The organism is Ancylobacter sp., from assembly GCF_965249975.1.
Lineage (GTDB): Bacteria > Pseudomonadota > Alphaproteobacteria > Rhizobiales > Xanthobacteraceae > Ancylobacter.
The window spans coordinates 267,175-284,802 of sequence record NZ_CBDFNE010000004.1; the positions used below are offsets into that span (position 1 = coordinate 267,175).

At 70.3% G+C, this 17,628-nt stretch carries 15 protein-coding genes; 7 read left to right on the forward strand and 8 right to left on the reverse strand.

Going from position 1 to position 17,628, the window contains the following annotated elements:
- The first annotated feature begins 26 nt into the window (after positions 1–26).
- Positions 27–965, forward strand: coding sequence for a 50S ribosomal protein L11 methyltransferase (locus ACP2AH_RS05745; RefSeq protein WP_425104936.1), 939 nt, complete (start codon positions 27–29; stop codon positions 963–965).
- Positions 966–998: 33 nt separating this feature from the next.
- On the opposite strand, the gene ACP2AH_RS05750 is transcribed toward ACP2AH_RS05745, so the two are convergent.
- Positions 999–1,511: a thioesterase family protein gene (locus ACP2AH_RS05750; protein ID WP_244450570.1), complete on the reverse strand. Its 513-nt coding sequence runs from the start codon at positions 1,509–1,511 to the stop codon at positions 999–1,001.
- 257 nt (positions 1,512–1,768) lie between these two features.
- On the opposite strand from ACP2AH_RS05750, the gene ACP2AH_RS05755 reads away from it, so the two are divergent.
- The 3 genes from ACP2AH_RS05755 (at position 1,769) to ACP2AH_RS05765 (ending at position 6,960) form a co-directional block, all read left to right on the forward strand.
- Positions 1,769–3,184: an FAD-binding oxidoreductase gene (locus tag ACP2AH_RS05755; protein ID WP_425104937.1), complete on the forward strand. Its 1,416-nt coding sequence runs from the start codon at positions 1,769–1,771 to the stop codon at positions 3,182–3,184.
- A 162-nt stretch (positions 3,185–3,346) separates the two neighbouring features.
- Positions 3,347–6,562, forward strand: a complete 3,216-nt coding sequence (locus ACP2AH_RS05760; RefSeq protein WP_425104938.1) for an AsmA family protein — start codon at positions 3,347–3,349, stop codon at positions 6,560–6,562.
- On the forward strand, positions 6,541–6,960 hold the full coding sequence (locus tag ACP2AH_RS05765; protein ID WP_425104939.1) for a hypothetical protein: 420 nt from the start codon (positions 6,541–6,543) through the stop codon (positions 6,958–6,960). Before ACP2AH_RS05760 ends, ACP2AH_RS05765 begins: the two co-directional genes overlap by 22 nt.
- A 7-nt stretch (positions 6,961–6,967) precedes the next feature.
- On the opposite strand, the gene serB is transcribed toward ACP2AH_RS05765, so the two are convergent.
- Entirely contained in the window at positions 6,968–7,849 is an 882-nt protein-coding gene (gene serB / locus ACP2AH_RS05770; RefSeq protein ID WP_425105360.1) for a phosphoserine phosphatase SerB, read from the reverse strand.
- A gap of 62 nt (positions 7,850–7,911) precedes the next feature.
- Here serB and miaA point away from each other — a divergent pair, with 62 nt between their 5' ends.
- The gene (miaA, locus tag ACP2AH_RS05775; RefSeq protein WP_425104940.1) at positions 7,912–8,862 is read left to right on the forward strand and encodes a tRNA (adenosine(37)-N6)-dimethylallyltransferase MiaA; all 951 of its coding nucleotides are present in this window, start codon (positions 7,912–7,914) and stop codon (positions 8,860–8,862) included.
- Between the two features lie 4 nt (positions 8,863–8,866).
- Here miaA and ACP2AH_RS05780 read toward each other — a convergent pair whose 3' ends face one another.
- The 3 genes from ACP2AH_RS05780 to purE all read right to left on the reverse strand — a co-directional run bounded on the left by ACP2AH_RS05780 (position 8,867) and on the right by purE (position 11,562).
- Positions 8,867–9,808: a sulfite oxidase heme-binding subunit YedZ gene (locus tag ACP2AH_RS05780; protein WP_425104941.1), complete on the reverse strand. Its 942-nt coding sequence runs from the start codon at positions 9,806–9,808 to the stop codon at positions 8,867–8,869.
- A gap of 153 nt (positions 9,809–9,961) precedes the next feature.
- Positions 9,962–11,056, reverse strand: a complete 1,095-nt coding sequence (locus ACP2AH_RS05785) for a 5-(carboxyamino)imidazole ribonucleotide synthase (RefSeq protein ID WP_425104942.1) — start codon at positions 11,054–11,056, stop codon at positions 9,962–9,964.
- On the reverse strand, positions 11,053–11,562 hold the full coding sequence (gene purE, locus ACP2AH_RS05790) for a 5-(carboxyamino)imidazole ribonucleotide mutase (RefSeq protein ID WP_421699590.1): 510 nt from the start codon (positions 11,560–11,562) through the stop codon (positions 11,053–11,055). The genes ACP2AH_RS05785 and purE overlap by 4 nt, the downstream gene beginning before the upstream one ends.
- A 320-nt stretch (positions 11,563–11,882) precedes the next feature.
- On the opposite strand from purE, the gene ACP2AH_RS05795 reads away from it, so the two are divergent.
- Positions 11,883–13,952, forward strand: a complete 2,070-nt coding sequence (locus ACP2AH_RS05795; protein WP_425104943.1) for a L,D-transpeptidase family protein — start codon at positions 11,883–11,885, stop codon at positions 13,950–13,952.
- 257 nt (positions 13,953–14,209) lie between these two features.
- The gene (locus tag ACP2AH_RS05800; RefSeq protein ID WP_425104944.1) at positions 14,210–15,883 is read left to right on the forward strand and encodes a DUF882 domain-containing protein; all 1,674 of its coding nucleotides are present in this window, start codon (positions 14,210–14,212) and stop codon (positions 15,881–15,883) included.
- A 58-nt stretch (positions 15,884–15,941) separates the two neighbouring features.
- On the opposite strand, the gene ACP2AH_RS05805 is transcribed toward ACP2AH_RS05800, so the two are convergent.
- The 3 genes from ACP2AH_RS05805 to ACP2AH_RS05815 form a co-directional block, all read right to left on the reverse strand.
- Complete coding sequence (locus tag ACP2AH_RS05805) at positions 15,942–16,226, reverse strand: DUF2312 domain-containing protein (protein ID WP_018387757.1); 285 nt, start codon at positions 16,224–16,226, stop codon at positions 15,942–15,944.
- Between the two features lie 170 nt (positions 16,227–16,396).
- On the reverse strand, positions 16,397–16,699 hold the full coding sequence (locus ACP2AH_RS05810; protein ID WP_425104945.1) for a DUF1244 domain-containing protein: 303 nt from the start codon (positions 16,697–16,699) through the stop codon (positions 16,397–16,399).
- 27 nt (positions 16,700–16,726) lie between these two features.
- The gene (locus ACP2AH_RS05815; RefSeq protein ID WP_425104946.1) at positions 16,727–17,575 is read right to left on the reverse strand and encodes an N-formylglutamate amidohydrolase; all 849 of its coding nucleotides are present in this window, start codon (positions 17,573–17,575) and stop codon (positions 16,727–16,729) included.
- Positions 17,576–17,628 lie beyond the last annotated feature (53 nt).

Consider the following 17,628-nt stretch of genomic DNA (forward strand, 5'->3'; position numbering starts at 1 on the left):
GATGCGCTCGCCAGGTGAGGACCGACATGCTCGAAGGATTGCCGCCCAATGGCGCCTCGCACGTGATGCGGGTGGACGCGCCCGAGCATGAGGCGCGGGCCATTGCTGAATATCTCGGCGAGAGCTTCGACCCGGCGGAGGTCGCCGCCGCCGCCTTCGAGGTGGAGGACCGCGCCGAGGGCTCGGGCTGGGCGGTCGAAGTGTATTTCGGCGATCCTCCGGACGAGGAGATGGTGCGCGATCTCATCGCGCTCGTCTCGCCTGAAGCCGCCGCCGCTGCGACCTTCTCGCTGCTCGACAAGAAGGACTGGGTGGCCGCCTCGCTCGAGGGGCTTGCCCCCGTGGGCATTGGGCGCTTTGTCGTTCACGGCTCGCATGATCGCGGGCGGCTGACGGCCAACCGCATCGGCATCGAGATCGAGGCGGCGCTCGCCTTCGGTACCGGCCATCACGGCACCACCAAGGGCTGCCTTTCCGCCATCGATTCCTTCGGCAAGCAGCGCCGGCCGGCACGCACGCTCGATGTCGGCACCGGCACCGGGGTGCTGGCCATGGCAGCGGCGCGGCTGTTCCACGCCCCCGTGCTGGCCAGCGATATCGACAAGGTGGCGGTGACCACGGCGCGGGCCAATGCGGTGGCGAACCGCGCCGCGCCGCATATCCAGTTCATCCACGCCCCCGGTCTCGGGGCTGGGGCTTTCCGCCGCCATGGCCCTTACGACCTGATCCTCGCCAACATTCTGCTGGCGCCGCTCAAGGGGATCGCCCGGCCGCTGAGCCGTTTGCTGGCGCCGGGCGGCACGGTGGTGCTGTCAGGCCTGCTACCCTCGCACGCCAATGCGGCGCTGGCGGCCTATCGCGCCCAGGGATTGCGGCTCAAGCGCCGCCGCACCATTGAGGGCTGGACGACGCTGGAATTGACCGCCGATCGCGGGCGCAACACCACGCCCGCCTTCCGGGGGTGATACCCCCGAGGGCTTGTGGGCCCTGAGCGCCGGTCAGCTCAGCCGGATCGGCATGTTGACCGGCCGGCCGAGCCCTTCCGGCATGGGCAGCGCCCCATGGGCCGCCTTCATCAGCGCCAAGCGCTCCAGCACCTCGTCGGGGAAGGGCACCACACGGCGGGTGCCGGCCTCGACATGCTGGGCGATCTGCTCATAGGTCGCGGCAATCCAGCCCTCGCGGGCGTGGTGCAACTCCTGGAACAGATGCATGCGCTTGTCGTCGTAATTGATGAGGCGGAGCGTCGCCCGCACTTCCTGCCCGGCGCGAAGCTCGCGCTGGAAGCGCTGATGCGCCTCCATTGTGACGAAGGACGCCCGCCGGCTTTCCACCATGTGCGGCCCAAGCCCCACAAGAAACACCGCTTCATCGACCGCGCGGTCGAAAAGCAGGCTGTAGAACGCTGCGTGTAAATGCCCGTTGTGATCGGCCCAACCGGCGTCAACCGTCATCACGGACGACACGAAGGGCGCGAAGAACACGGGTTCGAAATCGATCCCGTCCAGCATGACACCATCCCGACCGTTATGAGCGCGAGGTAGCGCGCTGCCTTATTGACAAGCATTGTGCCGACTTTCCATGCAGTCGTCACCTGCTGTGATGGCGTTTGAATGACCGAATTCTTGCGATGGCGGGGTTTCGTCGTGCTTTTTGCGCGGCAGCGTCCCCCGGCCGGGAGTCGCGGGGGGGCGGCATAAGGTATATGCCCTTGAGGCGGCCGGCTGCGGCCGGGTGCAGGGGCCGAGACGAGCGTCGGGAGGGTGGCATGGAAACCAGTGTCGAGGAGCGTCCTGCGGCGCCTGCGAGTGGTGCGGCGGTAGAGCAGGTGATCGCCACTCTGTCCGCCCATTTCGGCGAGCGGCTCGCCACCGGTCGGGCCATCCGCGAGCAGCACGCCAACACCGTCACCTGGCTTGCCAATGAGGCGCCGGATGCGGTGGTGTTCGTCGAAAGCACCGAGGAAGTGCAGCGGGTCGTGCGCGCCTGCGCGCAGCACCGCGTGCCGGTGATCGCCTTTGGCGCCGGCTCCTCGCTGGAAGGCCAGATCAACGCGCCGAGGGGCGGTATCTCCATCGACCTGTCGCGGATGAACCGGGTTCTGTCGGTGCACACGGAAGATCTCGACTGCGTGGTCGAGCCGGGAGTGACGCGCAAGCAGCTGAACGAGCATCTGCGCGACGCCGGCCTGTTCTTCCCCATCGATCCCGGCGCCGATGCCTCGCTGGGCGGCATGGCGTCCACCCGCGCTTCCGGCACCAATGCCGTGCGCTACGGCACGATGAAGGACAACGTCATCGCGCTCACCGCCGTGCTGGCCAATGGCGAGGTGATCACCACCGCGCGGCGGGCGAAGAAGTCATCGGCCGGCTACGATCTCACGCGGCTGTTCGTCGGGGCTGAAGGCACGCTCGGCATCATCACCAGCCTGACATTGCGGCTCGCCGGCCTCCCCGAGGCGATCTCCGGCGGGGTTTGTGCCTTTCCCAGCGTCCGCGCCGCCTGCGATGCGGTCATCCTCACCATCCAGACGGGCCTCCCCATCGCTCGCATCGAACTGCTCGACGAAGTGCAGGTCCGGGCCTGCAACGCCTATTCCAAGCTCGACCTGGCCGAGCAGCCGACGCTGTTCGTCGAGTTCCATGGCACGGAGGCGAGCGTCCACGAGCAGAGTCAGAGATTTAGCGAGATCGCCGCTGAGTATGGTGGGGGCGGTTTCCGCTGGGCGACGCGGCCGGAGGAGCGCACGCGCCTGTGGCAGGCACGGCATGATGCCTATTGGGCCTGTCTGCCCCTGAAGCCGGGCGCCAAGGCTCTCGCCACTGATGTCTGCGTCCCCCTCTCCCGCCTTGCCGATTGCGTTGACGAGACAAAACGCGACATCGAGGAAATGGGGATGCTGGCGCCGATCGTCGGTCATGTCGGGGACGGCAACTTCCACACCGTCACCCTGGTGGACATGAGCGACCCGCAGGATGTCGCCAAGGCGAAGGACTTCATTTCCCGGATGATCAAGCGCTCGCTGGCCATGGGCGGCACAGCTACGGGCGAGCACGGAGTCGGGCAGGGCAAGCGCGCCTATATGGAGGCCGAGCATGGCGCCGCCACATTGGGGGCGATGCGGGCGATCAAGCAGGCGCTCGACCCGCACGACATCATGAATCCGGGCAAGATCCTGCCCTGAGCCGGGACGCGAGGGCGGTGCCGCGGCGCGCTCGCGGCGGTCTGCCTCAATTCGCGCCTTGCACATACCGCTAAGAACGCGAAAATTATCAACCATCTAGCGTAGAGTGGTCGGGCATCCGCCAGCGGGCGGGACGCCGGGGCCGAAAGGCCGGAGGAACGCGTGCAGAACCTGCTGTTGACGATTGCGGGCGCGATCATACTGGCCGTCGCGGCGGCCTTCGCGGCGCCGTTCGTCGTCGACTGGTCGCAGTGGCGCTCGGTGTTCGAGGCGCAGGCGGCCCGGACGATGGGGGCGCCTGTCATCATCCGCGGCCCGATCGACGCGCAGATTCTCCCCACGCCGCGTGTCATTCTGCGCGACGTTTCCATAGGTCTTGATGGCGGCGGAACCTCGCTCTCGGCGGCGGAACTGTCGGGCCGGCTTAATCTTGGGGCGTTGATGCGCGGCGACGTGGTGGCCGATCAGGTCACGCTACTGCGTCCACGGGCCCGCTTAGTAATTGATAATTCAGGAAAAATTTCGCTTCCGACCGGTGCCGCCCGCCCGGCGGGGTTCAGCGTCGCCCAACTCTCCGTCCTCGACGGCAGCTTCGAACTGCTGGACCGCGCCAATCAGCGCGCGTTCAAGCTCGACGACGTGGACCTTACCGGTGAGGTCGGCGGTTCGATGGGACCGATAAAACTGGATGGTGAGGCCGATGCGGCCGGCCTGCGCCGGCGGGTGCGGCTGAATGTGTCGGCCTTCGCCGCCGACGGCACCGCCAAGCTGCGGCTCAGCGCGCAGAATGTCGGCTCGCCGCTCAGCGTCGATGCGGACGGGGTGCTGAACCTTGCCGGTGGCGCGCCGAGCTTTCGCGGCCGGGCGGCGCTGGTGCGCACCGCCACTCCCGCTCCCACTCCCACGGGGGGCGACCCGCTCAAGGCCTGGAGCCTCGCCGCCAAGGTGGATGCGACGCCGCAGACCGTCGCCGCCACCGATCTCAGTCTCACGCTTGATGCTGCCGAGCGCCCGGTGGCGCTGTCGGGTTCCGCCCGCCTGGTCGCGGCCGGTCCCGGTGTCCCGGAATCGCGGCTCGATCTCACCCTTGCCGCCCGCCAGCTTGATCTTGCCGCGCTGACCGGCGGCGCGACGCCGCTGGCGGCGACCGATGCGCTGGCGCGGCTGCTGGCGCCCCTCGCCGATCTCGCCATGGTCGGCTCGCTCGATCTTTCCAGCGACACGGTGCTGCTTGCCGGAGCGGCGGCGCGCGAGGTGAAAGCCGGGCTCGACTGGTCGCCCGGCGGCTGGCGTGCCCGCACGCTGGAGGCGCGGCTGCCCGGCGGGGCGCGGATCGCGCTTTCCGGCACCCTGCCACGCGTGGCCGGCACCGGCGATCCCAATGCGGCGCTGTTCGGCGGCACGGGCGTGCTGGAGGCGCAGGATCTGCCGGGCTTCGTCGCCTGGGCGGTGCCGCAGGCCAGCGGGCTGGTGGCGAGCCTGCCGGCCGGGGCGGCGCGGCTTGCCGGAGACCTCAGTGTGAGCGCTGGCGGCTTCGCGCTCGACAAGCTGGAGCTTGCCGCCGGCGACAGCCGCTTTGCGGGCACGGCCGCCTATACGCTGCCGGTGGCGCCGGGGCGTGGGCGCATCGACGCGGTGCTGACCACCTCGGATGTCGATGTCGACGCGCTGCTGCCGCCAATGCAGAAGCTGGTGGCCCTCGGCCTCGGGACGACCGATCTCAATCTCAGCGTCGGCGGCCGGCAGGTGCGGCTTGCCGGTGGCAGCGCCCGCAGTCTTGACCTCATCCTCAAGGGCACGGCGGAGGGGCTCGGCATCGAGCGCCTCGCGCTGGAGGATTTCGCCGGGCTCGATCTTACCGGTAGCGGACGGCTCGCCGCTCTGGGCGACGATCGAGCCGGCACGGCGCGCTTCTCCGCCAAGCTCACCGGCCGGCGGGCCGAGGGCCTGCCGGGCCTTGCCGGGGCGTTCGGCCTCACCCGCATCGAACCCTTCCTTTCCGCCGCGCAGGCGAGCCTCGCGCCTGTCGACCTCACCCTGACGCTGGTGTCGCAGGACGGGCGCACAACGGTAGATGCCGGCGGCCGGCTCGGCGGTCTTTCCGGCACCGGGAAGCTCGGCTTTGCCGCCGATGGCAGCCTGAGCGGACACATGGCGCTCGATGCGCGCGACGGCAGCGCGGTGCTCACCAGTGCCGGCGTGCCGGGGCTGCGGCCCGCTCTCGGCCCGGCGCGGCTTACCCTCGATCTCGACCAGCGGGTCGCGGCGACGCTCGAATTTGCCGGGGCGCGGCTGCGGGCGGAAGGCAAGGCGGCGCTCGACGCCGCCGGGCGGCTTGAACCCGACCTCGCCCTGACCTTGGACGCTGCCGATCTCGCCGCCCTGCTGCCGCAGAACGCCGTGCGGGCCGCCGGCGCGGTGCCGGCCCGCTTCACCGGCACGCTCACCCGCGCCGGCGAGGAGTGGCGGATCGGCGCGCTGGCCGGGACGCTGGGTGCGCAGCGTCTCGACGGTACCCTTGCCTATGCGTCGGGTCAGCCGCTGCGGGCGGCACTCAACCTGCCGCAATGGAGCCTCGCGCCGGCGCTCGCGCTTGTCGTCGGCGCTTCCGATGGCGGCGGGGCGGAAGGATGGTCACGGGCGGGCTTCGGTCCGGCCGCCGCGGCCTTCGCTGCCGATGTGACGCTGAATGTCGGGCGCTTCGATCTTCCCGGCGGGCTGATGCTGGGCGAGGCGAAGGTGGCGGCGCGGCTGAGCGAGGGGCGCCTTGCGGTGGAGAGCGCGAATGGCACGCTCGCCGGCGGAAATTTCGCCGGCAAGTTCAACCTCGCCCGCACCGGCCAGACGGTGCAGTTCGACGGACGACTGGCCCTGACCAATGCCGACAGCGCCGCGCTGTTCGCCGCCCTCGGCGTGACGCAGCCGAAGCTGCGCGGCCGCGTCAGCACCACGCTCGACCTCACCGGGCGCGGCACCTCGCCCTTCGCGCTGGCCAGCCAGTTGCAGGGGCAGGGCAGCGTTGCGGTCGAGGGGCTGGAGATCGACCAGAGCGACCCGAAGGCGCTGCAATATGTGATGCTGGCGACCGAACGCGGCCCGCCGCCGGACCAGCAGCGCCTCGCACAGCTGCTCAGCGACGGGTTGGCGCGGGCGCCGCTGAAGCTGGCGCGGGTGGAAAGCGCGGTCAGCGTGGTGGATGGCGTCGCCCGCACCAGCGCCGCCCGGCTCGCGGTGGGCGAACAGCGCTTCGGCCTGAGCGGGGCGCTGGATATCCCGGCCCTGACCTTCGAGGCGACCCTGGAAATGCAGGATGTCGCCAACGCCGGCCTGCCCGCCGCGCCGGCGGCGGCGGCGCGGTGCAATGGCGTGGCCCGCTGACGGCGCCGGAGCGCCGTTTCGATCTCACCGCGCTCAGCACCGCCATCAACATGCGGGCGCTGGAGCGGGAGACAAGGCGGCTGGAAGCGGAATATGGCCGCACGCCGCTGACCGATGGCGGGCAGGCCACCGACGCGGCGCCGGTACGCCGCCCCACGCCGCAGGCCGCGCCGCGTGCCGGTGGCGCCGCCGTGGCCCCGCGGGCGACGCCGCAGCCGGCCACGCCGCGCGCACCTGCCAGTGCCGCCCGGCCGGCGGCGCCGCAATCCTATTATGGCCAGTACACTGTGCCCGGGCAGAGCGCGCCGGGAAGCGCCGCCCCGCCGCTGGCCCCGCCGGTGGATATTCCCAACGACCCGCTGCGCAGCCCGATCATCCTGCCGCCGCTGGCGCCATGACCGCCATTCAGGCGGCGATGAATTCCTCGGCCGTATAACCCTGGAGATAGAGCAGGGCGGTGAGGTCGCCATGGTCGATCCGCACCTGCGCCGCCGCGGCGACGGCGGGCTTGGCATGGTAGGCCACGCCCAGGCCCGCTTCGCCGATCATGGCGAGATCGTTCGCCCCGTCGCCCACGGCGAGCGTGTCGCCATGGCCAAGGCCGAGCGCCGCGCGCAGTTCCACCAGCGCGGCGAGCTTGGCCTCGCGGCCGAGGATCGGTTCCTCGACCAGCCCGGCGAAGGCCTCGCCATCGGCCACCAGCACATTGGCGCGGTGGGCGTCGAAACCGATCATCTCCGCCACGCGCTCGGTAAAGAGGGTGAAGCCGCCGGAAACCAGCATCGTGTGGGAGCCCTGCGCCTTCATGGTGCGCACCAGCGCGGTGCCGCCCGGGGTGAGGCGGATGCGCGCGGCGATGACCTCGTCCACGACGGCGAGCGGCAGGCCCTTGAGCAGGGCGACGCGCTCGCGCAGCGCCGGCTCGAAGGCGATCTCGCCGCGCATGGCGCGCTCGGTGATGGCGGAGACATGCGCTTTCATCCCGGCATAGTCGGCGAGTTCGTCGATGCATTCCTGGCCGATCATGGTCGAATCCATGTCGGCGAGGAACAACCGCTTGCGCCGCCCTTCCGCCGGCAGCAGCGCCACATCGACAGGGGCGTCGCCCAGCGTCGCGCGCAGGGTCGCGAGGTCCGCGCCGTCGGCGCAGGCGATTTCCGCCGCGATGCCGGGGTTGAGCCAGCGTGCCGGGCCGGGCGCGGGGAGGGCGGCGCGGGCGCGGGCGAGCAGCGCCTCATCCACCGCCGGGGCGGCGGGCGAGGAGATGAAAATGGCGACAAGCGGCAGGGAGTGCGACATGGCAGCGACTGGGACCTTGCCGCCGGGCCGGCGTCGGGCAAAAAGGCAGGATGGAAACCCGGAAGAGCGAGGCGGGCGTGACCGAGAATGCTGCGCGCCCGCGCGCCGTGCTTATTGCAGGACCGACGGCGAGCGGCAAGTCGGCGCTGGCGCTCGCTTTGGCGGAGCGGGTGGGCGGCGTCGTCATCAATGCCGATTCCATGCAGGTCTATCGCGACCTCGGGGTGCTCTCGGCGCGGCCGACCCCGCAGGAGGAGGCGCGCGCGCCGCACCGCCTCTATGGCCATGTCGATGGCGGTGACGAATATTCGGTGGCGCGGTGGCTGGAAGACGCGGCGCGGGCGCTGGCCGAGGCGGAGCATGAGGGGTGGCTGCCGATCTTCACTGGCGGTACCGGGCTTTATTTCAAGGCGCTCACCCAGGGGCTCTCACCGATTCCGCCGATTCCCGATGTGATCCGCGCCCGCGTGCGCGGCCTCGACCTCGATGCACTGGCGCTGCACGCGCGGCTCGCGGTGGTTGACCCGGAGACGGCGGCGCGGCTGCGGCCTTCCGACACGCAGCGGCTGATGCGGGCGCTGGAAGTGTTCGAGGCGACGGGACGGCCGCTGGCGCAGTGGCAGCAGGACCCGGCCGAGGCGCCGGTGCTGGCGGCGGAAAGCACGGTGCGGCTGTTCCTCGCCACCGACCGGACAGCGCTGCGCGCCCGCATCGCCGAGCGCTTCCACGCCATGATGGCCGAAGGCGCGCTCGAGGAGGCGCGGGCGCTGCTGGCGCGCGGCCTGCCGGCGGACCGGCCGCTGCTCAAGGCGCACGGCATGCCGTGGTTCGCGCGCCATCTCGCCGGTGAGATCACGGTGGAGGCGGCGATCGAGGGGGCTATCCTCGACACGCGCCATTACGCCAAGCGGCAGGACACCTGGTTCCGCCACCAGCTGGCGGGCTGGACGGCTTTGCCGAAGGAAGAGGCGGGCGCGTGGCTGGAGCGCGCGGTCGGCTGACCCTTCACGCCCGCGCGGCGCGGCGGACGGGCAGGGGCCGCAGCCGCAGGGCGATGTCGCTCAGCACCGCGACGCCGAGGCCGGCGCCGGCCACCCACCAACTCGGGCTGATGGCATAGGCAAATGAGAGGTTCGCCTGCAGCACCCGCAGAGGGGCGATGCCGGTAGCGGCGGCGTACCAGCCGGCCTCGATCAGCGCGGTGAGGATGCCGGAGGCGGCGGCCAGCGCTAGGAGATTGAGAAAGCCGGTGCCGCGCCCGTAAGCCTGCAGCACCCGCCAGCCCATCAGCCAGACGAACAGGCCGGTCATCAGCACCGGCTGAGTCACGTCGAGCTTCTGTTGCATGAAGAAGTGCAGGAGAGCGAGCGCGGTGGCGGGGTAGACCAGCTGGTGCAGCCGGTTCCAGCGCGCCGCGCCGAGCCGGCGGATCGCCCCGTCCCAGGAGGTTGCCGACAGCGCGGCAAAGGCCAGCACGGCGATAAAGCCGATGGTGAGATAAATGCGCAGCACGATCTCGCTCGCCGCCGTAGCGAGGCTGCCGACATCGACGAGATAGACGGCGAGATGCGCGCCGATGAGCGCGGCGGCGCCAAGGCCGAGGGTGCGGCGCGTCAGCAGCAGTTTCGGCGCGTTGAACAGACGCCGCGCCGGCGTGACCGCGAGCGAGAGCAGCAGCAGCCGGATTGCCCAGTCGCCGACGAAGTGAATTACCTGGATCAGCGGGCGGGCGCCTAGCGCCGCCTCGCCGCCCAGCCCGCCCCCGGCCGCCGGCCCGCCGAGCCCGCCGCCGCCCAAACCGGCGCCCCCCAGTCCGGGTGGTTCGGAGGCGGCGAAGCCGCCGCTGAGGATCTGTGCCAGCAGCAGGCCGAAGGGCAGCAGCACGATCACCAGCGCGCCGATTTTCTCGGGGCTGAGCTTGCCGGAATTCTCGCGCAGGAAGGGCATGGGCGGGTCCGCTCGGGTCGGTGACGTTCCTGCCTATACGCCCCCGGCGGCGGCGACATTTCAACGGCGCCGCGCACGAAGGCGTGAGCGATTGTCCCCCGCCATGCGAAGCGGCAAAACGCGCGGGGCGGAGGGTGGCTCCGCCCGCGTGGCCTATTCTTCCTCGAAGATGCGCGTCACATGGCCCATCTTGCGGCCGGGGCGGGCTTCCGCCTTGCCGTAGAGGTGCAGATGCGCGCCGGGCTCATCCAGCAGGTCGCTCCAGCTGTCGGCCTCGTCGCCGATAAGATTGGTCATCTCGACATGGCCGAGCCGCTCCACCGCGCCGAGCGGCCAGCCGGCAATGGCGCGCACATGCTGTTCGAACTGGCTGGTAAGCGCCCCGTTCAGGGTCCAGTGGCCGGAATTATGCACGCGCGGGGCGATCTCATTGACGATCACGCCCTGCGCGCCGTGTACCACTACGAGGAACATTTCCACCGCGAACACGCCGACATAGCCGAGCGATTCGCCGATGCGCCGGGCGATCTCGCGGGCGACCGCGTCCACCGCCGGGGTCACATTGGCCGGGACCTTGGAGCGGAACAGGATGTGATGGCGGTGCTCGTTCTCCGTCACCTCATAGGCCTTGAAGCGGCCATCCTCGGTGCGGGCGGCGACCACGGAGACTTCGCGCTCGAACGGCACGAAACCTTCGAGGATCGAGGGATGGCGACCCACCGCCTTGAACGCGGCCGCGGCATCATCACCCTCGCGGATGATGACCTGCCCCTTGCCGTCATAGCCGAAGCGGCGGGTCTTCAGCACTGCCGGGCGGCCGATCTCGGCCAGCGCCGCTTCCAGCTCCGCCTCGTCATGCACGGCGGCGAAGGGCGCGGTCTCGATGCCGAGGCGGGAGACGAAGGTCTTTTCTTCCAGGCGATCCTGGGTAATGCCGAGCGCCCGCGCGCCGGGATGCACCGGCACATGGCGGGCGAGGAATTCGGCCGTGTAGACCGGCACGTTCTCGAATTCATAGGTGACGACATCGACCGACTTGGCGAACTGTTCCAGCGCGGCGAAGTCGTCATAGGCGGCGCGGGTGTGGGCGCTGGCGACATCGAAAGCCGGGCTGCCCTCTTCCGGCGCGTAGATATGCGCCTTCAGGCCGAGCGGGGCGGCGGCGAGGGCGATCATGCGGGCGAGCTGGCCGCCGCCAAGAATGCCGATCGTGTCGCCGGGCGAGAGAATCTTCGGTTCCGTGCTCATTCCGGGCGCTCCGTCACGGCGGCGGTGCGGGCGGCGCGCCATTCCGCCAGCCGGGTCGCCAGCGCGTCGTCGGTGAGGGCGAGCACAGCGGCGGCGAGCAGCGCGGCATTGGTGGCGCCGGCCTTGCCGATGGCGAGCGTGCCGACCGGAATGCCCGCCGGCATCTGCACGATGGAATAGAGGCTGTCGACACCCGAAAGCGCCTTGGATTCGACCGGCACGCCGAACACCGGCAGCGTGGTGAGCGAGGCGACCATGCCCGGCAGATGCGCCGCGCCGCCGGCACCGGCGATGATCACCTTTGTCCCCGCCGCCTTCGCGGCCTTGGCGAAGGTGAACATGCGTTCGGGCGTGCGGTGGGCCGAGACGATGCGGCAGTCATGGCCGACACCGAGCGCGTCCAGCGTCTCGGCGGCGTGGCGCATCGTGTCCCAGTCCGACTGGCTGCCCATGATGATGGCGACGGGTCGATGGTCGGCGGCCGTTCCGGCCGTCAGGTCGCTCATTCTGCTTTCCGCCCCTTTCAGGAAAGGCGCGGATTATAGGAATCGCGGGCGCGGGAGCAAGGGAAGAAGACGGTACGCTGCATCGGCCCAACCAGCCTTACCGAGGGGCTGGCCGTGCCGCTGCGCGGAGCGTCGCGAGGTGCCATGCTTAACACCGCCTTTACCATGCCGGGGCAGAGTGCCGGGCGAGAGATTCCCCGGGGATCCGCCTGCCGTGTTCGTGAGTTGAACCCCGTGTGGGCTATGTTCTGATCGTCGCCGATTCCCAACGGGAGCGGCGTGGCCAGGCGCCCCGGTGGGTAACAGGCGGAGAGAAGTCCATGTCCGGTCGCGGCGCTATTGAGACGGTCGAAAACAAAGGCGCCACGGCAAGCGGTACGGCCGCGCGGCGCGTTCTGGCGGCTTCGGCCGGCCTGCTGCTGGCCACGGTGAGCAGCGTGGGGCTAAGCGTCCAGGCGCAGCAGGCGCCCGGCAGTATCGTCGCCGTCGACCGCGCCGGCCAGGGAACAGGCGAGGGCCCCGCTGGTGCAACCACCTCCTCCGAGAACGTGTCCCCTGCCGCCGCGACCGCGAGTCTCGTGCGCCCCGGCGAGCCGGCGGCGCCGCTGCCGTTGATCACGACGGAGGCGCCGCATTTCGACGCGACCGATCCCGCCCGCCCGAGTGCGGCGCGCAGCGCGGCGCTGGCGGCACCGAGCCCGGCCGAGCCGCTTCCCGCCGCGCCGGTCGATGCCGGCCCTGCGGACGCTTTGCCGGCCACTCCCAGCGTTGGCAATGGGGCCCCAAGCGTTGGCGAAGGCACGTCCGGCGGCCCCGTGCCCGCCGCGCCGACGGAGACCGCCGAATCGGCGTTCTCCCGCCAGCTCGCCGCGCTGATCGGCAATTCGCTGCCGCGCTTTTCAACCCGTCCGGCGGACCGCGAGGCGCTGGCCGCCTTCTACACCGCGCGTGGCTTCCAGCCGGTGTTCACACAGGAAGGTGGGGTCTCCCCGCTCGGACAAGCGGCGCTCGACAGCTTTGCCGCAGCCGCCAGCGAAGGGCTCGACCCCACCGACTACGCCCTGCCGCCGCTTCCGGCGACGGCCGATGCGGCCCAACGCGCCGAAGCCGAAATGCGGCTCGCCGCCACCGCGCTGCTTTACGCCCGGCACGCGCAGAGCGGCCGGTTCGACCCGAAGAAGCTTTCCAAGGATGTCGACCCGAACCCGACCGTGCCCGATTCGGCCGATGTGCTGGCCCGGCTCGCCGGCGCGCCGGACGCGGCGGCGGCGCGCGCCGTGCTGGCGAGCTTCGCGCCGCAATACCCGCAATATCTGCTGCTGAAAGAACAGCTGGCGCGGCTGATGGCCCGGGAACAGGCCGTTTCCCACGCGCCGATCCCGCCCGGCCCGTCGGTGCGTCCCGGTGAGAGCGACCCGCGCGTGCCGCTGCTGCGGTTGCGGCTGGGTGTCGAGCCCCGCGGGGACGGGGAGATCTATGATTCCGCGCTGGTGCGGGCGGTGGAGGATTTCCAGCGCCAGGCCGGCCTTGCCGCAGATGGCATTGTCGGACGCGGCACGGTGGCGGCACTGAACGACACGGGCGGCGACCCGGTGCCGGACATCATCGCCAATATGGAGCGCTGGCGCTGGGTGCCGCACGAGGTGGCGCCGACCTATGTGATCGTCAACATTCCCGAATTCATGGTGCGCATCATCGTCGATGGCGGCACGGTGCATGAAACGCGGGTCGTCGTCGGCAAGCCGGAGAGCCCGACGCCGATCCTCGACGAGACGATGCAGTATGTGGTGTTCAACCCCTCCTGGCATGTGCCGCCCAGCATCATGCGCAACGAGATGCTGCCCAAGCTGCAGGCCGACCCCTATGCGCTGCAGCGCCAGGGAATCGACGTGGTGCGCAATGGCCGGGTGGTCGACCCCGGCATGGTGGACTGGCGCCGGGGCACGCAGGGCTATTCGTTCCGTCAGGAGCCGGGCGAACGCAATGCGCTCGGGCGGATGAAGTTCATGTTCCCCAACAAGCACTCGGTCTATCTGCACGACACGCCGAGCCGCGCTCTGTTCGCTCGCGACCGTCGCGCCTTCAGCCATGGCTGCGTGCGGGTGCATGAGCCGATGGCCTTCGCCGAGGCGCTGTTCGCCCTTGGCCTGCCCAAGGAGGGATGGACCGAGCAGCGCCTGTCGCGCCTGCTTGGCGGCAATGAGCGCTCGCTCACGCTGAAGAACAAATTCCCCATCCACCTCGTCTATTTCACCAGCTTCGTCGATTCCGCCGGGCAGCTGGTGACGCGCGAGGACCTCTACGGCATCAATGCCGCCACCAAGGCGCAGTTGGGTCTCGACGGGGCGCGCCGCTTCGCCGAGCAAGGGAAGCCGGCTCTCCGGCGTTGACGGCAGCCCCGCACCAGCCGCTGTGGCTAGGAAGAGACGGTCGAGCGCAAAAACGCGCGGCGGGAGGTAATCCCACGCGAATTTGACGCGCTGGCACTCTTTTGCCACAGTCACTTTTTAGTGCGAGAGACAACAGGCGTGGGGGCTGGGGTCGTAAGGACCTCTTAACCAAACCCGAGAAGACTGTGTTCACCATGCGCGGTACGGGCGCTTCCGCCCGCACCGTCCCAGGAAACGTTGAGTTCGGGTTCAAGCCGTTGCGATTTTCCGCCCTCCGCTCGTCCAAGCTGGCCAAGGCCGCTCTCCTCGCGGCGCTTGCCACGCTGTGCGGCGCCGATCTGCTGCAGGATGCGGTGGCCAATGGCGACACGCGCACGCTCAGCCTCCACCATGTCCATTCCGGCGAAAGCGCCACCATCACCTTCAAGCGCAATGGCCGCTACGACCCGGCGGCACTGAAGCAGCTGAACGTGCTGCTGCAGGATTGGCGGCGCAAAGAGCCGACCAACATGGACCCGCGCCTGTTCGATATCGTCTGGGAGGTCTATCGCGAGACCGGCGCGACCCAGCCGATCCAGGTGATCGGCGGCTACCGTTCCCCGGCGACCAACGCCATGCTGCGCTCGCGCTCGCGCGGTGTTGCCCAGACCAGCCTGCACATGCAGGGGCGGGCGATGGATTTCTACATTCCCGGTGTGCCGCTGGGGAAGATCCGTGAGGCCGGGCTGCGGCTGCAGCGCGGTGGCGTCGGCTTCTATCCGACTTCCGGCTCGCCCTTCGTGCATCTCGACACCGGCGGCATTCGCCACTGGCCGCGCATGAGCCGGCCGGAACTCGCCCGCGTGTTCCCCGACGGGCGCACCGTGCATGTGCCGGCCGACGGCAAGCCGATGCCGGGCTATGCGCAGGCGCTGGCGGCGGTGGAAGCGCGCGGCAGCGAGCCCGGCGGCGCCGGCGCGGCCTTCGCCGGCCTGTCTGGCGGCAATGATCCCAAGCGCAAGGGCGCGCCGGCCAAGAACATTTTCGCCGGCCTGTTCGGCAAGGATGGCGACGACGAGGAGGAGGGCGCCCCGGCCGCCGCCTCTGCCCCCGCCGAGGAGGCGCCGGCTCAGGTTGCGGCCGCTCCCGCAGCTGTCGCTCCCGCGCCGGCCCAGGTCGCGCTCGCCGCCCCCGCGCTCGCCGCCCCCGTGCCCACCCCGACGCCGCGCCCGTCGCTGCCGGCGGTTGCGGCGCCCATGGCACCGTTTGAAGTGGCTTCGCTGGATACGGTGCCGCTGCCGCAGCCCAATCCGCTGCCGCGCGGCGCGGTGGCCGCCGCACCCCGTCCCGCTCCCGCGCCGGCCGGCGGCAAGGCGGACCTCGCCGCCCTCGCCGCCGCGATCCCGATGCCGGGCACGCCGGAGGCGAGCAATAGCCGGCAGATCGCCAGCGCCATTAGCGGCACGCCGCTTGCCGCCACCCGCCCGAGCGAGGTCGGTGGCCTGCCGGAAGTGATCGTGCGCGGCACGCAGGGCGAAGGCCCGGCGCTGGCCTATGCCGACGCCGCTGGCAGCGTGTTCACGACCCCGCGCCTCCAGCCCGGCCGCGCGCCGGAGCCGGCCCCGGCGACCGCCGCCCGCACCGCGCCTCCCGCACCGGCAACGGCCGCCGCTGCCCCCGGGCGCAAGCCGCAGGCGCATTCGCAGGCGATGATCGCCGAGATCCGCCGCCTGTTCAGCGGCCCCAGCGTCGCCGGCGAGGTGTCCATGCATCTGCCGGAGCTACGCCGCTTCAGCGCCTTCGTGCTGCCGCCGCGCCGCATCGTCGCCGCGCAGTTCAGCCGCGACGGGGTGAAGGGGCTCTCCACCACGCGATTCTCCGGCGAGGCGGTGGTCGCCGTGCCGGTGGTTGCCATGATGACCGGCCCCGCTCCGCTCAAGAAGCCGCTTTAAACGGAACGGGCGGCCACTGGCCGCCCGGTCGGTTTGACAAATCTGCCAGAGGGCAGGCTCAGCTTTCGCCGAGCATCCCCAGCGCCTGCATATAGAGGTCGACGATCGCCTCATGTTCGGCGCGCTGGTCGGCGTCCTGCTTGCGGATCTTCAGGATTTCCCGCAGCGCCTTGGTGTCGAAGCCGGTGCCCTTGGCTTCGGCGAAGACATCCTTGATGTCGTCGGCAATGGTCTTCTTCTCTTCCTCAAGCCGCTCGATGCGCTCGATGAAGGATTTCAGCTGTTCCTTGGCGAAGCCGGCGGCGGCATCGGACAAGGGCTGGTCGTTCGGAATATCGGACATGGGGTCTCCGGGGCAGCGGGCAGGGCCCGGCGTCTAGACGGCAATTCGGGCGGCGATAGGGAGCGCAAGCCGGGCGGGCCGTCAAGGCAATGACGCATCTGTGCGCCTTTGGGCGGCCGGCTAGCCCCGCTATCCACCGCGAATCCGGGGAAAAGCGGCTCCTTGCCGGCTCAGTGCGGGCCAGGCCCGGAGAAAGCCGCCTTCTGCTCCGGCGTCGCCTCGCTCTGGTGGCGGGCCTTCCACTCCTCATAAGGCATGCCATAGACAGCCTCACGGCTCTCGTCCTTGGTCATAGCCACGTCCCGTTCCCTGGCCGCATCGAGCAGCCAGTTGGACAGGCAGTTGCGGCAGAAGCCGGCCAGGTTCATCAGCGCGATGTTCTGCACATCGGTGCGCGCCTGCAGATGGGCGACGAGGCGGCGGAAGGCCGCGGCTTCCAGTTCGGTGCGGGTGGGGTCGTCGAGGTCGGTCATGGAAGTCTCCCGGGAGATGTCGCCCAGTCAGATGGGGGGCACGGGGCCGGTGCGCGAGCCATAGCTGCGCACTTCGTGCAGTTCAGGCCGGGCGAGGAGTGCCGGCAGCAGCCCGGCCAGCCGGTCGGCCCAGGCGCGCTGGCCGTCGACCTCGGTAATCAGGTCCTGACGGATTTCCAACAGCGTGTTGGCGAGGCCGCGCAGCGTGGCGTGGCGAAAAAGGCAGTCGCCGCGCAGCGCGCCATCATAGGGCTCATTGTCGCCGACGATGAGATCACCGGGGGCTTCCAGCGCGTCGATGAGCTCGCGGGTGAAGCGGGGATCGCTGTCCCACAGCACGGCGGCGTGCCAGGGCCGGGCCACGCCGCGCCAGACCGGGGTGAAGCTGTGGATCGACAGCAGCACCGGCACGATGCCCTCCGCCAGCGCCGCCTCGATCTCGGCGGTGATGGCGTCGTGATAGGGGCGGTGGAACAGCGCCAGTCGGCGCTCGATCTCCGCCGCGTCGGCATGGCGGTTGCCCGGAACCACCGCGCCGTCGGAGAGCCGCATCACCAGCGTGGGATCGTCCTCGCCGCGATTGGGGTCGATGAGAAGCCGCGAGAACCGCGAGAGAATGGCGGGGCAGCCGAGGCGATGCGCCAGCATGCGGGTGACGCCAGCCGCGCCGATGTCGTAGCCGATATGCCGCTGCAGTTCCGCCTTGGGCAGGCCGAGCGAGCCATAGGCCGGCGGCATGGCGTTGGAGGCGTGGTCGCACAGCAGGATAAGCCCGGCTTCCAGCGTTCCCGGAAGGCGCTCAAAGGCGGGGAACGGGTCCAAAGCGGGGGAAGCGCTGGCGGGTGCGGCGGAATCGTCCGTGGAGAGGCGACGCATAATTGCCCGTGTGCTGCGGGGAAGTGTGCAGGAGGATATCGACGTGAGGCGTG

What these genes read in the sequence shown, in the direction of transcription:
- ACP2AH_RS05745 (WP_425104936.1), top strand. Translation starts at nt 27, where the DNA reads ATGCTCGAAGGATTGCCGCCCAATGGCGCCTCGCACGTGATGCGGGTG.
- ACP2AH_RS05750 (WP_244450570.1), bottom strand. Translation starts at nt 1,511, where the DNA reads ATGCTGGACGGGATCGATTTCGAACCCGTGTTCTTCGCGCCCTTCGTG.
- ACP2AH_RS05755 (WP_425104937.1), top strand. Translation starts at nt 1,769, where the DNA reads ATGGAAACCAGTGTCGAGGAGCGTCCTGCGGCGCCTGCGAGTGGTGCG.
- miaA (WP_425104940.1), top strand. Translation starts at nt 7,912, where the DNA reads ATGGAAACCCGGAAGAGCGAGGCGGGCGTGACCGAGAATGCTGCGCGC.
- ACP2AH_RS05780 (WP_425104941.1), bottom strand. Translation starts at nt 9,808, where the DNA reads ATGCCCTTCCTGCGCGAGAATTCCGGCAAGCTCAGCCCCGAGAAAATC.
- ACP2AH_RS05785 (WP_425104942.1), bottom strand. Translation starts at nt 11,056, where the DNA reads ATGAGCACGGAACCGAAGATTCTCTCGCCCGGCGACACGATCGGCATT.
- purE (WP_421699590.1), bottom strand. Translation starts at nt 11,562, where the DNA reads ATGAGCGACCTGACGGCCGGAACGGCCGCCGACCATCGACCCGTCGCC.
- ACP2AH_RS05795 (WP_425104943.1), top strand. Translation starts at nt 11,883, where the DNA reads ATGTCCGGTCGCGGCGCTATTGAGACGGTCGAAAACAAAGGCGCCACG.
- ACP2AH_RS05805 (WP_018387757.1), bottom strand. Translation starts at nt 16,226, where the DNA reads ATGTCCGATATTCCGAACGACCAGCCCTTGTCCGATGCCGCCGCCGGC.
- ACP2AH_RS05810 (WP_425104945.1), bottom strand. Translation starts at nt 16,699, where the DNA reads ATGACCGACCTCGACGACCCCACCCGCACCGAACTGGAAGCCGCGGCC.
- ACP2AH_RS05815 (WP_425104946.1), bottom strand. Translation starts at nt 17,575, where the DNA reads ATGCGTCGCCTCTCCACGGACGATTCCGCCGCACCCGCCAGCGCTTCC.